Genomic DNA, 16,234 nt, shown 5'->3' with positions numbered 1-16,234 from the left:
AGGCGTCTGCAAGAGCGGAGTCACTCTATTCAGAATCATAATCATCAAATCGAAGAACTTTCCCAGCTAAATATCCGGCCATTTCTTGCCTTTTATTTTCATTCTCAAAATTTGCATAGATTTTCACATGATCTTTCCAATCATCTAGCGTTAGACAATCTTGTCCTACATAGCGACCAATCTCATTGTTTACTTGTAAAAATTCCTCACCAGGACAAGCAAGATGCATATTACCAGCTGTATCAATTTCAAGTATGAATGGAATTCTTAAAATAGAAAGCCCAACATAAGTAGCTCTAAACCTTTCTTTCATTAATTCGTTCGTATTATCATACCACTGACGAGTCCAATCAAAATTGTATCCGGATGGAAGACGAACTTTTTGAAGTGAATAGTTTTTTCCTAAATTGCTTCCATAATCTCCAAGTTTTCCATATATAGTTAACTCATACCACCAAATTCTCAGGTACTCGTCTGTGTATTTGGTATTAGGATCATTTGCTTGATAAGCATCTTTTTTTGAAAATATCTCACACCATCTCTCATACTCAGATGCGCGAGAGACTTTCTCGCATTGCTCTTTTTTCTCTTTAAAATTTATATTAAAACTTGATAGATCAACTTCTTGTAAACGATAGGCATCATTAAATAATCCCGCAACTTCAAGCAATTGACTTGAGTCCGTTAGAGAGAATTTAAAATTCTTTAAATACCAACAACCATTACATAGACCTTTAATACTTACTAAACTACTAGAATCAAATGAAGACATATCGATATGAATAGATTTTGAAGTAGAGAATAGATTAATAATACTTTCAACTTTTGATGTATCCCAACTTGGAAACCTAAAGGACTGTTCTCCACGTCCCATAAATGTCCCATTTAGAACTTGTAACTTAGGTGTTTGCCAATTATCCAACCCTTTTGGTGATAATGGCGTCATATAGAAAGTATTACTCATACTTCTAATCTCTTGGGTCTGCAAATGACTTAAGTCCAATTCTTTTAACTTTGGAAGTTCTGCAAATGTACCATCGAGACAGTAAAGGTTTGAGGTATTAAGATTTTTAACATTTAACTGCTCAAGAGAAGACATTTGCCTAAACATATCTCTAACACCTGAAACAGGATGATTAGGTGAATTAGATCCACATTTATTCGGATCAATTGTAAAAGTCTGACCATGTTTCTTACCAAACTCTTCAACAATCGGATCCAAATTTTGCAATTTATCTGTATTAAAATGAGAAATATCTAATCCTTTTATCATTCGTGCACCATAAAACATACCTGTCATATTCTTCACATTAGAAGTATTCCAACGATCAAACTTGATTTCTTGAACACCTTTCCCTTCACACATAATGGAATTTAATCCATTGAGACACCATTGCTGATTCGGATTTGGTCCAGCTGGATAAACGTAGAAGCTCAACTCCCTAAACATACCCGCCATGTTAATTACTCGACTTGTGTTAAAGTGATTTAAATCGAGAGTCGTCATCAGCAAATTTCCATTATTGAACATCCCTGCCATTGAAGTAACTTTAGAAGTATCTATATTTTCAAGTCCGATGAGTTCTTGTTCATTAATTATTCGTGAAGAATCACTACCCCATTGTCCAAATGCATTGTCCATGTTTGTTACATTCAGAGTGTTTGCCTTAGACAAGTTAACTGAGTAGAGATTAGGGCAATTTATAAACCCAGGTATTTTTGAGTAATCTAAATCTCCAATTTGCAAAATCTTTGTCACATAGTGTGGAGGTGGTTCATTCGTTCTCATCCCTGTTCTATCTGTACAAAAATTCATACTTGTCAAAGTTCCCCATACTTTAACTGTATATTCTTTATTAGTTTCCGAATATGTATGTAAATTAGAGTTTTGAGTAATTGTTCCATCGCCCCAATCTACAAAGAAGTTCATTTTTCTGGCATCACTATCATTACCTATAAAAAATCTCGTTGCAAAACCTACTTGCGAATTTGACTTCCATTTAAAAATTAGAGCGGCCTCTTCTTCTCGAACAGAATTAATCACAAATACTTTCGAAGCTGATTTACCATTAACTGATGCAGTTACTTTAATCTCATAGGCACCATAATCCGTTAGAAGACTAGAAAGCATCAGAAGACCTGTTGGTAATAATTGACAATTCTGACCACTTGAAACACTTCCATCAACAACACGGTCATACGTACAAGAATAATTTAACCATTGTCCTTCATACTTATATGAACCACCAACTTGAACTACAACTGTATGATTTCGACCTTTCACAACAGTATACTTGTCTAAAATTGGATCTAACCTAAAATCATCTGCAACAGGAGGATCTCCTCCGTCTTTGTCCTGAACAGTAAGAATAAATGAAACTGAATCAGTTAATACGGTATCACTTGCTGATATAACAAAGTTATAAATTCCAACTTGAGATGGCACAAAACTCAACATCCCTCTTGAAGTTGAAAAATTAGGACAGCTAGATCCGTTTACTTTACAAGTATATACTAGTCCCGTACCATCACTATCTTTATCATCTCCACCGTCGTTAAAATCAAGAGATAATGTTTCTCCTTCTTTTATCGTTCTATTTTCAACTGGATCTATTTTCGGGGGATTATTTACTGATCCTTTTTCAACAGTAAATACTACGTACTCTTGTGTATTCTTTTGTTTCGTTTTTCTTGTTGGTCCATCCGTTACATGAAAAACAAATTCAAACTTACCTATATGCTCTTCCTTAACTTCCCAAATAAATACACCTGGACGTAAACTATCTGTTTTAACTCCTAACTCATTACACCATTTTCTAGTCTGAGCATCATGAATCACCACACTTCCATCAACTTCTTGATCAAAGAAACAGCCTGTCCAAAGATCATCTCCATCTACGTCTTTATAATCTCCACCATCTGTAATTTTGAATTCATAAGTCTGACCAACTTTTAAAGTCTGATCTGATATCGGGTCAACTACAGGAGGGTTATTGATGTTTTCACTAACAATTGTTACTTTAAAGATTTTTCGATCAATTAGATAATCAGTCTTCCCCTGTCTCCAATCGGATGCACGAGCCATAAATTCATAAGTCCCTACCTGTTCTTCAGTAGGCATCCAAGTCATCTGACCTGTTGATGTATTTAAAGGACCGCCTAGTGCTCCACACCACTTCACCCCTGCGCCACTATCTTTTACGATACCATCAACTGTCTTATCATAAACACAACTATAATAAAGAGGATCTCCATCAATATCAGTATCGTTACCACCATCATTAAAATCTAAGTTTAAAACTTCACCAACTTTAATAATTTTATTTGTAATAGAATCCAATTTCGGTGACTTGTTAGATATCTTTGGTAGCACTCTTATTTTAAATATTTCCTTATCAAATTTCTGATCACTTTGACGATCGAGACCATCAGTTACGTAAGCAACAAATTCAAACTCACCTTCTTGACCAGCTACTGGTGACCAACGTATTAAACCAGTTGCTGTATCTACGCTAACACCTTCAATGTCTTTACACCATCTCTTTGTATTCTTATGTACTTCTACATATCCATCTACTTCTTCATCATAGAGACAACCGAACCATAAACGATCTCCATCGATATCGACGTCCCCTGTTCCAACATTATCAATATCAATTTTTAAAGTGTCCCCAATATAAACTAATTGCGTAGGCACAGGTTCTAAATTTGGAGGATTATTAATAGCTGGCGGAGGAGAATCTCTTTCAATTACAGACAAAACAAAAATTTCTCCATCTTGAAGCTCTTTATCTGATGCGATAATTTCTATCTCAAAAGTACCTTTCGTATTTGGTACCCATGAAAGAACACCATTTTGGGCATTAAAAGAAATTCCCTCTTCACGACATTTCTTAGCTGGTTTTGAAACATTACCATCGATATTCTGATCGACAAAACAAGAGTAAACTAAGACATCATTATCAATGTCCTTATCATCTCCACCATCATTTGCATCTGCTGTAAAACTATCTCCAAGATAAACGAATGCGTCTGCAATCTGATCAATTTTTGGAGGCTTATTTTTATCTTCAGGAAGAGGTGTATCCGGAAGTTTTGGATCTCTTAAGCCATCTGGAGTCAAAGTCGTCCCGCTATCTCCCCTTGAAACTTTATTTACACCTGCAGACGGAGTACATCCAATTAAAAAAGCTAGTAGTAACGACAATTTTAAAATCTTTAACAAGTTCAACAAAAAAACCTCTTAATAAAATCAAAAGTTAGACTATTACTTATCGGCTATATATCTACTGTAAGATAAAACTTTAAAGTATCTAAGAATTATTGCAACACAGTACCTAAGGTACTGAAATTATGTACACAAGGCTTTTTGTTAGTGCAAACTTTATGAGTAGGAACAAGAAATTTGTTGTTGGTGGTTTTCGAAAATACCACTTTACCTTGTAAGGTAAAATGCCCGACTCGATGCTAAAAGTGCCATTTTACATTTCAATGTAATTATCGGAAAAATTTTTGAAAAAATTAATTATTTATCTAAATTTATTCAATATCTTAGGACAATCTGTTTTAAGAAAGAATTACACTTTCATAGAGTCTTATTTTTTAACACCCTCTGATTCATTTCAAATCTCAACAAAATACTCATTAAAGCTGAGGGAATATAAACACATAACAATTAAAAATCATTTATAAAAAACTCTGTTGCTGATACGGCGGGTGCCAATACTTTGCTTCTCATTTTTTTGTTCTGTTCTCTTAGTTCTGTTGTAATCCTTTCATTAAAAACGATTTGAGAAATAAAATATTTCAAGCTAAGATAAATCGTCTAAACACTAAATTAATCAAGGGGTAAGCTATTCCAGAGCTTCCAGAAGTCGAAACCATCAAGTCCCAACTCTCCAAAGTCATCCCGATGGATGTCGAGGAAGTGATATTTTCAAAAGTCAGCAAGTCCATCGTTAAAGACCCAGAATTTGAAATAGAAAAATTTAAAATACTTAAAGTCGAGAGATATGGAAAAGTTTTGCGCTTCTTCCTTGATGATAATCGTCGCATCATCTCAGGACTTGGCATGTCGGGTTCATGGCGTATTAGTACTACTCCAATTGACGTCAAGCACACCCACGTTACTTTCATTGGAAAGAATTCAAAGGGACCACTTTACTTGGGTTATGTTGATCCACGCCGTTTTGGTGTGATGTACTTTCTCACTGAAGAAGGCGAGGCCCAGTGGTTGACGCGCTTAGGTCCCGATGTCTCGACCGAGGCCTTTAATCTTGACTACCTCCTCACTCTTAAAAAACTTCGACCAGAAAAAGTCATAAAGCCCTTTATGCTCGAGCAAAATTATTTCAGTGGCATTGGAAATTATATGGCCTCAGAAATCTGCGCACGTGCAGGAATTAGGCCCACGCGAAAGATGAAAACACTCTCCACCAAAGACCTTGAACGCATCGTTGATGCCACTCACCTAGTGCTTGATGACTCCATCACCACTGGAGGGACAACATTTTCGGGGGGCTATCAGGACGCTTATGGAGACAAGGGAGAAGGTGTAAAAAATCTCGTTGTTTTCTACCAAAAGCAATGTGGAATGTGTAAAATGACAGATGTAAAAAAGATCACACTTGCAACACGAGGAACTTACTACTGTCCGAAGTGTCAAAAATAAAGGTATCAAAATGAGTAGAGTATTTGAAAATGAATTAGACCTCAAAAATCTTAATGAAAATCTTCATCAAACACTACTTGAGGCCCATCGCGATTTTGACACTATCATCGCAAGTGAAACAAACGAAGACACAAAGAAGCGACTGATGAACCTTGAGTCAAAGGTTGATACGGTTACCAAATCATTAAAAAAAATCAATCAACTTATTCTTCTAAACTTCTACCAAGGCAATAAGTGGAGAAAGATCGAAGTATCCACTCCCCTCAAGGCCTCTATTGATAAACTAAAAAGACATGCTGACAAAAAAGAACAAAAAATAGACTTTGAAAATCAAACAACAGCCGCCATTAATTATGGGGATGGGATTATTTTTGAAGAGTTTATTTTTGATAACCTAATATCTAACGCGATAAAGTTTAGCCCACACGGCTCAACTATCCATATTCGCCTCTCACAAACGGCCGATTACAACATCATCGAAATCAGAGACTATGGAATTGGGATGGATGCAGATCAACTCTACCGAATCAACTCACTCACTGATCGCATCTACACGGCCGATACTGACGGACAAATAGGAAGTGGTATGAGTTTTCCAATTGTCTCAAGCCTCATGAGAAAATTGAATGGAAGTCTTATCGTAAACTCGTGGACCAAAGAAAGTGCCGAGCATAAGAGAGGAACAGCGGTAAAACTTAAGTTTCACCGCTTCTAAAAAATTACTCTTTAATTGAGAATTTTCCGCCACCAGTCATCGTTAGTGTCGCAAAAATTACTGCATAAAGAAGTGGAAATTCTTTTTTATTCCATGGATCAGAAGCATGTACCACGAAAGCGGCCACTAACATTGTAAAGATAAGAGGGATTGTTACCCACTTTGTCTTAATTCCAAGAACAAGAAGTATTGCACAGAAAAACTCTGCAAATACTGCTCCAGTAAGAGACGCTTGAGAACTAATTCCAAGAGGATCAGGGAAGGTATTCATCTTTGCCGTAAATCCAGAAAGTTTTGACCAACCATGCGGGAGCATTAGTAGTCCACTTGAAACTCGTAAAAATAATAATCCAAAATCTAATTTCATTTCCCCTCCTTGGTAATATTTCCTCTAAATTAAATCAATGATCTCTCTTCATTCACATGTCCTGGCATTATACTATAAATACATGGCACAATAATTAAAGTTAGAACTGTCGAGAATAAGAGTCCCCCAATAACCGCAAGGGCCATTGGAATTCTTGTCTCGGCCCCTGGCCCTAAAGCAAGAGCTGCAGGCATTGTTCCCGCAATTGTTGAAACCGAAGTCATGAAAATCGGACGAAGCCTAATTGGACAGGCCTTTAAAAGTGCCTCATTAACACCTAATCCCTCAGCACGAAGCTGGTTTGTAAAATCTACTAAGATAATTGAGTTCTTTTTTACAATACCCATAAGAAGAATAAGTCCAATCATCGAATACATATTTAGTGTCTGTCCCCCAAGCTTGAGTGCTATAAACGCTCCCGTAAAACTAAATGGTAGGGCCGCAAGAATTGTTAACGGCGAAACAAAACTATTAAACTGAGATGCTAGAATCATATAAGCAATCATTAAACCTAAAACGATTACAAAAACTAAACTCTCAAATGACTCATTATAAGTTTTAGAAGAACCACTGATGATTAAGCTATAATCCGGCGGTAATTCACTAGCAAGCTTAGTTTCAATATACTCAAGAGCATCACTTTGCGCCACACCAGGGGCAAGGTTCGCAGTCAGACGAACGGCACGTGCGCGATCTTCTCGCGTTACAGAAAGAAGTCCTTTCACCTCTTCAATTTTTGTTACTTCAGATAAAGGAATCAGCTGTCCTCTATTATTTCTAACTTTGATCTTTGTAATATCAGAAATTTCCTTCAGGTCACCATCAGTTACTTTTACTTTAATATCGTAACGTCTTCCACCTTTTGAAAATTTTCCAGCAACAACACCAGAAACCATCGATTGAATAGTCTTACCAATCTGATCAATGGCCACACCACGCTCAAGGGCCTTCTTCCTATCTGGAAGAATATGAACTTCAGGTATCAAACCTTTAAAGTTCGAGTCTGCCTCGACCATAAGTTTAGATTCTTCAAGTTTCGTTTTCATATTTTCTGAAAGCTCTTGTAGCACACCAAAATCAGGACCAGTTAAACTGAATTCGATTGGGTAATCACTCCCCCCACCAAAACCACCAAGAGATGGGTCACGAATAAAGGCCATAATTCCTTTAACATTCGCTCTCATCTCACCTTTTAAGTAATCAGCAAATTCCTGTTGCGTCAGTTTTTTTCCAAGCTTGGCATTCACTGGACGCTCACCAACTGGTTTTAAAGTAATATATCCAAATGCTGTATTAGATTCAGTGCCAGTAAAGCCACCAATGGCCACAAAGTAGCGTTTGAGTTCTTCTTGTTTCATCAGAAGATTTTCTATTTCTCTAACTTTCTCTTGAGTATATTCAAGAGAAGAGCCGGCCTTTGTTTTCATAAAGATAATAAGGCGTGACTGATCTTGAGGAGGAACGAACTCACGTTTTAAAGAATTAAAAATAAAGTATGTCGAAGAGAAAATTAAAAATGAAACTCCTAATACGGCCCACTTAAATTTCAAGCAAAAAACAAGAGAACGGTGATAAAGATCTTCCATCCAGTTCATCACTCGATCAATCCACCTCTTCCCTTCTTCCTTATCTTCACCAAGCATAAATGAAGTTCTCATTGGAGTTAAAGTAACGGCATCAATAAATGAGAATCCAATGGCCACGCAAATTGTAATGGCAAATTCAAAGAAGTACTTCCCCGTAATTCCTTTCATAAATCCAAGCGGCATAAAGATTGCGATAATTGCCGTCGATGCCGCAAGAGCGGCAAATGAAACTTCCTTGGTCCCCATCAACGAGGCCTTAATTTTTGAAAGTCCGCCCTTGTACTTTCTTGAAATATTTTCAAGAATCATAATATTATCATCAACAACTAGACCTACCGCGAGGGTTAAACCAAGCATCGTAAAAGTATTTAGCGTAAAGCCAAAAAACTTTAGCCCCATAAATGTCGCGATAATCGCAGTTGGAATTGAAAGCATGATATTAAATGCGGCCCCAAAAGATCCGAGGAAAACCCAAACAACAGCGGCCGTTAAAACTCCAGAAAGAATAAGCGTGAATTTGAGTTCTTCTATCGAGTCTTCGATAAAGACTGTCCCATCATAGTTAATTCCAATCTCTGCTCCATCTGGAAGAGTTGGTGCAACCTGGGCCATTTTCTCTTTAACACCCTTCGCAACATCAACCGCATTTGATCCACGCTTCTTTCTAAAACCTAAACCAATAGAAGAAGCCCCATTAACTCGAGATATTCTTCGAACATCATCAAGACCATCTTCAACTTTTGCAATATCTTTCAAAGATAGCGGAGTATAAATCGGGGCTCCACCACGCTGATTGATTGTAACATTTTCAAAGTCTTCGATATTATCAGATTCCCCAAGAACACGAACATTATACTCTTCTTTCGGATTTTCAAAAATTCCTGCGGGATACTCGGCATGCTCGCGTCCAATCGCCCCAACCACATCAAGTACAGAAAGATCAAACTTCGCAAGCTTTTCGTCATTAACCCAAACGCGTAGACTTGGATCAACATAACCACCAAGAATAACTTCAGAAACTCCATCAACCGTTTGAAAACGATCCTTAATCTGATCACGGACAAAAGTCATCAGCTCAACTTTACTCATTTTATTCGAAGTAATACTTAGCCAAAGAATTGGACGATCTTCAGGATTTGATTTTCTAACAACAGGAGGATCAATATCATCAGGGAGACGACGTTGAGCCGCGGATAAAACAGACTGTACTTCTTGAACTGCAATATCAATATCTTTATCAATATCAAATTCTACTGTAACGTCAGCACGTCCTCGACGAGCTTGTGAGTTCATCGACTTAATACCTTCAACAGAAAGTAGAGAACTTTCTAATTGATCGATAACATCAAGCTCGATAACTTCAGGTGCCGCACCGGGCCAGCCCACAGAAATATTTACAACGGGAAAGTCGACATCAGGCTTTTCAGAAACTCCAAGATCTTTGAAGGAAAGGAGACCAAAAACAATGAATGATGCCATGATCATCCATGCAAATACTGGCTTCTTAATTGATATTTCTGTTAACTTCACTAGATATTCTCCGTTAAAATTTTGTAACGATAAGCTGAAGCCTGTACCGTATAAAGTGTTTTATAATAATTCTTCTCAGCATCAATGTACTGATTTAAACTTTGAATCACATCAAGGTTTGTAATCAGGCCTAAATTATATTCACGAAGTAACTCTTCATAACTTGTCTTCGCCGCATTCTTTGATTTAAAAAGAAGAGCAATTCTCCTTTGCCCTGTTTGATACTCTGTAAGAATCGTATCGATCATCTGCACAACTGATTTTTTAGCAGACATAAGGTCATACTCTGCTTGATTAATCGCAAGCGCCTTATCTGTAACATCAGCACTTGTCTTTCCACCTTCATAAAGCGGAAGCGTTACAACCACGCTTGCATCCCAATCTCTTTGCGATGGCAGATTAGATTTAGAGGCATAGTAATTTGCTTTAAGGTCAACTGTTGGTAGATGCGCGCCTTTTGAAATCTTAAGACCAAGCTTCGCCGCCTCTTTGAGGGCCTCATAAGTTTTTAACGTTGGATACCCATCATAGTTTTTATGAACATATAGATCGCTAATTTCTTTTGGAGGTATCATATTAGTCATCTCCATCTGCTTATTCACAAGAAGAGAGATACTTATTTTTGCTTTTTCAATTTTACTATTTAATTCTTGAAGTAAACTCTCAGCACTAAAGGCCTGCGATTTTGCAGTATAAAGATCAGCACGTTTAGATTTACCAATTCTCACTCGATCGTTAATCTCGTTAACTCTCTTATTTGAAAGATCAAGTAGACGCTGAGTAAGATCACGCTCTTTATATAGAGACAGTAGCGAGAAGTACTCACTCACAAATAAACTCTTCAGTTCCCTTGTTATTGAATCTTTAATATATAGCTTTGATTTGGAATAAAGCTTCGAGGCCTCAATTGTTTTAAACTCGCGAAGTCCCCTAAATAAAGGCTGAGTCAAATTAACAGATAAAAGAGTTGTGTCTTTCTCTTCAATACCTGTTCCAGGACCTAGCTTTGAATAATTTCCATTGAGACTGACATCTGGATAGACATTACCCTTTAAAAAATCGACATTATTTTCAGCACGATCAAAATCAATCACCGCACTTTTAATTTTCTCGTTCTTTTCAAGAAGCTCAAGTCCTCTTTCAAGTGTTGCTGCATAAACTCCTGCTGTCACTAGAGAACAAAGAATCACTTTAAACATTACTACCCCGAATTATATTAATTTTTTAATATTCTACGTGTAATAAAGATAGAACAGCAATTTTTAAAAGAGAATTGACAAAATTTTGACAGGAAAAATCATCGCCCAGGGGCCTGGGCGACAAAATTAGTTAAAGAACTTCACAAGTTTGGAAACAAAGTTTTCTCATTTCTTCGCTTCCAATCATTCCACACTGCTCAACACATTGTGGTACTGACTTATTTACTGATGAATAATCCATTTCACAAAGAGCAATGATTCCATCTACACATTGCTTATACTCTTCACCTTGGTAACCTTTACACTCAGCTTTTGCTTGCATTGCACACACTTTTGGGTGAACAAAGAAGTCTACTGCAAATGGTGATGAATAGTTGTCGATACAAGTATTAACTTCTTCATTCATACAATCTGCAAGTTGGTCACCTACTAAACCATAACAAGCTTCAGCTGCTTGCTTGTAACAAATTTTAACAAGACCTGGATTTACAGTTCCTGCAAAAGTCGTAAAAGATAGTGCCATCATTGCTAATAAAATCATTTTTTTCATTCTTTTCTCCATTATAAATCGTAAAGACAGTTAATATTCTTACCAGATAAAATTGATAAATCTTCAAGTGCTTTCACATACTGCTCATGAGAGAAACTCCCCGCTTCCTTTAATTCATAAACAGTCTTACGTGCATAATCAGTTTCTTTTAAGACCTTAAACATATCGCCATAGACAATATTCTCAAGTTTCACTAATGCATGATCAGAAATTCTCGCCCAATCAATCGTTACTTTGTATGAATGAAGCTTCGTGTAACCTGTTGCGTAGTAAGCATTTTCACAGATACTTCTCAAATCTTGCCCAGCAGCATTTAATCCAACCAAAACAAGCCCTAAGCTTATAATTTTCTTCATTTTTAACCTCGTTTTTGCGCTTTATATCGAGGCAGTGTTCATCTGTAAATCCACTCTGTAAAAACTGCCCCCTTCCAGTGGTGTTGAAAATGATCAAAAGCTAACACACATCGCGTCATCAGCGACCCCAGTTGTGACTGTCAACAATGAAACCACCTCGATAATTGTCACCAAAGGCCGAGCAAAAATACCAACACCATTCAAAGGGGGCACTTTGTACGCTATGCGTATTTTGCTTTCGAGAAGAATATTCATATAATTTCTGTTTATTTTGATCAACTAGTTACGGAGAACTTATGAATAATATTGAATTCCCAAAGGAAACCATCCACTGCCAAAACATGATTGGCGGAAATTGGAAAACTGGGAGCGGACAAAAAATTGATGTTTACTCACCTTATAATGGAAAAGTTGTGGGTGAAATCAATAGCGCAACAGAAGCCGAAATCAATGCTGCGATTGAACTTGCGCATGAAGCTTTCAAGAAGTGGTCACATACACCACTAAAAGAAAGAACTCAGGTGATGTTTAACTTTAGACAAATCCTGATGAGAGATATTGATAAGATTTCAAATATGGTTTCGCTTGAGAGTGGAAAGACACTTGGTGAAGCAAAGGCGGGAGTTCTAAAAGGTATTGAGGTTTTAGAATTCGCCATTTCTGTTCAAAACCTTGACCAAGGTGGAAAGATGGAAGTTTCTCGTGGGGTTTACTGCGAGTATCGTCGTGAGGCCCTTGGGGTTGTCGCTTCAATTACTCCATTTAATTTTCCAGCGATGGTTCCAATGTGGACAATTCCAATCGCGATCGTTCTTGGAAATAGTTACGTGTGGAAGCCGAGTGAGAAAACTCCTCTGACTTCAACTCTAATTGCTAATAGTCTTAAAGAAGCGGGGCTTCCTGATGGTGTACTAACTGTACTTAATGGCGGTGCCGATGTTGTTAATGGTATTATTGACCATAAGCACGTGAAGGCCGTTGGGTTTGTTGGTTCGTCAAAAATTGCAAAGCTTGTTTATCAAAGAGCAAGTAACCACGGAAAGCGTGCACTATGTCTTGGTGGAGCAAAGAACCACATTGTTCTTCTTCCTGATGCTACTCCAGAAATGGCCGGAGTTGGTATTGCTGATTCATTCACTGGATGTGCGGGGCAAAGATGTATGGCGGCTTCGGTTCTTCTTGCTGTTGGTGATACGTCAAAGCAAATCGAAGCAATTAAGCAAAGAGCGCTTGAAACAACTTGTGGAGACAAGATGGGTGCTCTTATTACGAAAGAACAATACGACTTTTTAAATGCTGCGATTGATGAGGCCGTAAAAGAAGGAGCAACTCTTCTACTTGATGGTCGTGGGCAAAAAGCAACAGATAAGAACTATGAGGGTGGTTACTGGTTAGGTGCTACGATTCTCGATAACGTTAATCCAAATTCAAAAGCATCGAAGATGGAACTTTTTGGGCCAGTTCTAAGTATCGTAAGAGTAAAAAATATTTCAGAAGCAATGGAAGTTGAAAATGCGAATGAGTATGGAAATGCTTGTTCTGTATTTACAAATAATGGAGCGATGGCAGAGCTTGTGGCAACAAAGGCGAAGGCCGGAATGGTAGGGATTAATATTGGTGTTCCAGTGCCTCGTGAGCCGTTTAGCTTTGGTGGAATTAACGAATCTAAGTTTGGGTTTGGGGATATCACTGGTGCGAACTCTCTGAACTTCTGGAGTGATATTAAAAAAGTAACAACTAAGTGGACAATGCAAAACGACCACAACTGGATGAGTTAATCGAGGTTGAATATGAATACAAAAGAAATGAAATTTGAAAGGGCCAACCATGTTGTGCTTACTTCACACTTAAACCAAGTATTTAAAGAGTCACTTCCAATTCATTGGGGTGCAAAAGATCCGAAAGCGAGAGGGCCAGTAATTGGAACTATTACTGAGCTTGAAAATAGAAATGCGATAGGAACACATAGTGGTTCATATACTGTTTACCGTGCCCTATCAATTGCTCAAGGAAATTATCCAAAAGAACACAGACCTGATTTACACAATACTCAGGCCACAACTGATATTGGTCCATTTGAGTCATGGTTTGATCCAGACAAACTAGTTTCGATTGATCCATGGGGTGGACACGTACAAAAAGTTTTCAAAGAGGAACTTGATAAGGGTTATAACATCAATCCTACAATCGCTGTTACTCAGGCGCACTTACAAATCCCAGAGATTTACGATGCGATTGAAAAAGGTCGCCTAAAGCCAGATGGTAAAATCATCAAGGCAAATGGTGATATCGCTGTAACAAAAATTGCTCTTGAGCCAGTTTGGTATCTTCCAGGGATCGCGAAGAGGCTTGGGATTGAAGAAGGTGAACTAAGAAAAATTCTATTTAAAGAAACTGGAGGAATGTTCCCAGAGCTTGTGACTCGTCCAGACTTAAAAGTTCTTTTACCTCCTATTGGTTCAACAACAGCATATGTTTTTGGAAATCCAAAAGATCTTTCAAATCCAGATATAAATCTTTCATGTCGTGTTCACGACGAGTGTAATGGTTCAGACGTTTTTGGTTCTGATATTTGTACTTGTCGCCCATACCTGACTTACGGAATTGAGCACGCAGCAAAGACTGCTCAAGAAGGTGGAGTTGGTATCGTTGTTTATTTTAGAAAAGAAGGACGCGCGCTTGGTGAGGTGACTAAATTCTTAGTTTATAACGCAAGAAAGAGACAAGAAGGTGGAGATTCGGCCGCCACTTACTTTAAGAGAACTGAGTGTGTGGCAGGTGTTGAAGACGCTCGTTTTCAAGAGTTAATGCCAGACGTACTACACTACTTTGGAATTAAGAGAATTCATGAACTTCATTCAATGTCTAATATGAAGTACAACGCTATCGTTGGAAGTGGAATCGAAGTTACTCACAGAATTTCAATTCCTGATGAGCTAATTCCAGCTGATGCGCAAGTTGAAATGGAAGCGAAGAAGGCCGCTGGTTACTTTACAGCTGGTGAAGTTAAAACAAAAGAAGAGCTTGTAAATGTACAAGGTCGAAAATTAGAGGAATAAGATGTCGACAAATATTGACTATATTAGAAGTACAAAGGCCATCAGAGAAAAAACAATGATGATCTATGACCTTACGAAAGATGGAAAAACAAATTTCAATCTTCATGAGGAAAAGCTTGAAGAGATTGGAAACTTTGTACTTGAAGTAATTAAAAAGAATTATCCAGATCTAAAAATTCCATTTCACTCACGTTGGGGACACTTTAGAGTTGGTGGAATTAATAGAGTGACAGATCTTGAGGCAAAGCTTGGAAAAGTTGATCCTTTAGAAATGGCGAGAACGAAACTTGATCTTGCTATTACTTCTGTTCTTCTTGATGCGGGAGCAGGTCCGACTTGGAAGTATGATGAAAATGGAACGGACTTTAATCGCTCTGAAGGACTTGGAGTTGCAAGTTTTCATATGTTCATGGCCGGTGCTTTTTCAACTGATGGAACACTAAAGGCAGAAGCATCAAAACTTACCACAATTTCGGGTTCAGATATTGAAAAGCATTTCCAAGTAAGTGGATCAAATCCACTGGTGGGAATAGAAGGACGTGCGAGTCTTTTGAAAGCCCTTGGGGAAACAATTTCTAAAAAAGCTGATATCTTTAAAGATGGACGTCCTGGAAATATCGTTGATCATCTCATTGAAAAACATGGAAAGGCATTCAAAGCACAAGATCTTTTAAAAGCTGTGCTTGAACACTTCGGAGATATTTGGCCATCAAGAATTGAAATGGATGGAACAAATCTTGGAGACGTTTGGTCACATCCAGGGCTTGGAGAGAGAAATTCTTTTGAATCTCTTGTGCCGTTTCACAAACTTTCTCAGTGGCTTACTTATTCCCTGATTGAGCCGATTGTTGATGCTGGCGTAAAAGTAACTGACGTTAGTGAGATGACAGGACTTGCTGAATATAGAAATGGAGGTCTCCTAATTGATCGTGGACTTATTTCACTAAAAGATCCAGCGATGTATGAAGTAGCTCATAAGCCAGATAGTGAGATCATTATTGAGTGGCGTGCTCTTACAGTTGTTTTCCTTGATAAAATTGCAGAGATCGTAAGAGATCGTCTGGACTACTCTCCTGAAGAATTTCCTCTCGCGAAGGTTCTTGAAGGTGGAACTTGGTGGGCCGGTAGAATTGCTGCGAAGGAAAAGAGAGAGGATAGTTCTCCTCCACTAAAACTAGATAGTGATGGAACTGTATTTTAA

At 37.8% G+C, this 16,234-nt stretch carries 11 protein-coding genes; 5 read left to right on the top strand and 6 right to left on the bottom strand.

Annotation, left to right across the window (positions count from 1 at the left end):
* Window positions 1–25: 25 nt before the first annotated feature.
* Window positions 26–4,207: a BspA family leucine-rich repeat surface protein gene (locus M900_RS13050; RefSeq protein ID WP_157680660.1), complete on the bottom strand. Its 4,182-nt coding sequence runs from the start codon at window positions 4,205–4,207 to the stop codon at window positions 26–28.
* A gap of 648 nt (window positions 4,208–4,855) precedes the next feature.
* Between M900_RS13050 and M900_RS13045 the strand changes: the two genes are divergently transcribed.
* Window positions 4,856–5,671 carry an Fpg/Nei family DNA glycosylase gene (locus M900_RS13045; protein WP_255344730.1) on the top strand — a complete coding sequence of 272 codons (816 nt, stop codon included), beginning with the start codon at window positions 4,856–4,858 and terminating at the stop codon, window positions 5,669–5,671.
* Between the two features lie 10 nt (window positions 5,672–5,681).
* The gene (locus M900_RS13040) at window positions 5,682–6,386 is read left to right on the top strand and encodes a sensor histidine kinase KdpD (protein ID WP_021275325.1); all 705 of its coding nucleotides are present in this window, start codon (window positions 5,682–5,684) and stop codon (window positions 6,384–6,386) included.
* Between the two features lie 4 nt (window positions 6,387–6,390).
* Here the strand turns inward: M900_RS13040 and M900_RS13035 are convergent, their stop codons facing one another.
* From M900_RS13035 to M900_RS13015, 5 genes are all read right to left on the bottom strand, one after another.
* The gene (locus M900_RS13035; RefSeq protein ID WP_021275524.1) at window positions 6,391–6,753 is read right to left on the bottom strand and encodes a DoxX family protein; all 363 of its coding nucleotides are present in this window, start codon (window positions 6,751–6,753) and stop codon (window positions 6,391–6,393) included.
* 29 nt (window positions 6,754–6,782) lie between these two features.
* On the bottom strand, window positions 6,783–9,869 hold the full coding sequence (locus tag M900_RS13030; RefSeq protein WP_021275404.1) for an efflux RND transporter permease subunit: 3,087 nt from the start codon (window positions 9,867–9,869) through the stop codon (window positions 6,783–6,785).
* A complete protein-coding gene (locus M900_RS13025; RefSeq protein WP_021275591.1) occupies window positions 9,869–11,068 on the bottom strand; it encodes a TolC family protein in 1,200 nt (399 codons plus the stop codon). The genes M900_RS13030 and M900_RS13025 overlap by 1 nt, the downstream gene beginning before the upstream one ends.
* 130 nt (window positions 11,069–11,198) lie before the next feature.
* A complete protein-coding gene (locus M900_RS13020; RefSeq protein ID WP_021275388.1) occupies window positions 11,199–11,618 on the bottom strand; it encodes a hypothetical protein in 420 nt (139 codons plus the stop codon).
* An 11-nt stretch (window positions 11,619–11,629) separates the two neighbouring features.
* Window positions 11,630–11,974 carry a hypothetical protein gene (locus M900_RS13015; protein WP_021275303.1) on the bottom strand — a complete coding sequence of 115 codons (345 nt, stop codon included), beginning with the start codon at window positions 11,972–11,974 and terminating at the stop codon, window positions 11,630–11,632.
* 296 nt (window positions 11,975–12,270) lie between these two features.
* Between M900_RS13015 and M900_RS13010 the strand changes: the two genes are divergently transcribed.
* Genes M900_RS13010 through M900_RS13000 form a run of 3 tightly spaced genes read left to right on the top strand, consistent with a single transcriptional unit; the run spans window position 12,271 to window position 16,234 of the window.
* The gene (locus tag M900_RS13010; RefSeq protein ID WP_021275582.1) at window positions 12,271–13,752 is read left to right on the top strand and encodes a CoA-acylating methylmalonate-semialdehyde dehydrogenase; all 1,482 of its coding nucleotides are present in this window, start codon (window positions 12,271–12,273) and stop codon (window positions 13,750–13,752) included.
* A gap of 12 nt (window positions 13,753–13,764) precedes the next feature.
* Window positions 13,765–15,033, top strand: a complete 1,269-nt coding sequence (locus M900_RS13005; RefSeq protein WP_021275477.1) for a GTP cyclohydrolase II — start codon at window positions 13,765–13,767, stop codon at window positions 15,031–15,033.
* Between the two features lies 1 nt (window position 15,034).
* Window positions 15,035–16,234: a URC4/urg3 family protein gene (locus tag M900_RS13000; protein ID WP_021275374.1), complete on the top strand. Its 1,200-nt coding sequence runs from the start codon at window positions 15,035–15,037 to the stop codon at window positions 16,232–16,234.

Source organism: Bacteriovorax sp. Seq25_V (genome assembly GCF_000447795.1).
Lineage (GTDB): Bacteria > Bdellovibrionota > Bacteriovoracia > Bacteriovoracales > Bacteriovoracaceae > Halobacteriovorax_A.
This window is presented reverse-complemented; position numbering and strand designations above follow the sequence as displayed.

Coding starts and splice junctions, on each gene's coding strand:
- M900_RS13040 (WP_021275325.1), top strand. CDS start 5,682: ATGAGTAGAGTATTTGAAAATGAATTAGACCTCAAAAATCTTAATGAA.
- M900_RS13035 (WP_021275524.1), bottom strand. CDS start 6,753: ATGAAATTAGATTTTGGATTATTATTTTTACGAGTTTCAAGTGGACTA.
- M900_RS13025 (WP_021275591.1), bottom strand. CDS start 11,068: ATGTTTAAAGTGATTCTTTGTTCTCTAGTGACAGCAGGAGTTTATGCA.
- M900_RS13020 (WP_021275388.1), bottom strand. CDS start 11,618: ATGAAAAAAATGATTTTATTAGCAATGATGGCACTATCTTTTACGACT.
- M900_RS13015 (WP_021275303.1), bottom strand. CDS start 11,974: ATGAAGAAAATTATAAGCTTAGGGCTTGTTTTGGTTGGATTAAATGCT.
- M900_RS13010 (WP_021275582.1), top strand. CDS start 12,271: ATGAATAATATTGAATTCCCAAAGGAAACCATCCACTGCCAAAACATG.
- M900_RS13005 (WP_021275477.1), top strand. CDS start 13,765: ATGAATACAAAAGAAATGAAATTTGAAAGGGCCAACCATGTTGTGCTT.
- M900_RS13000 (WP_021275374.1), top strand. CDS start 15,035: ATGTCGACAAATATTGACTATATTAGAAGTACAAAGGCCATCAGAGAA.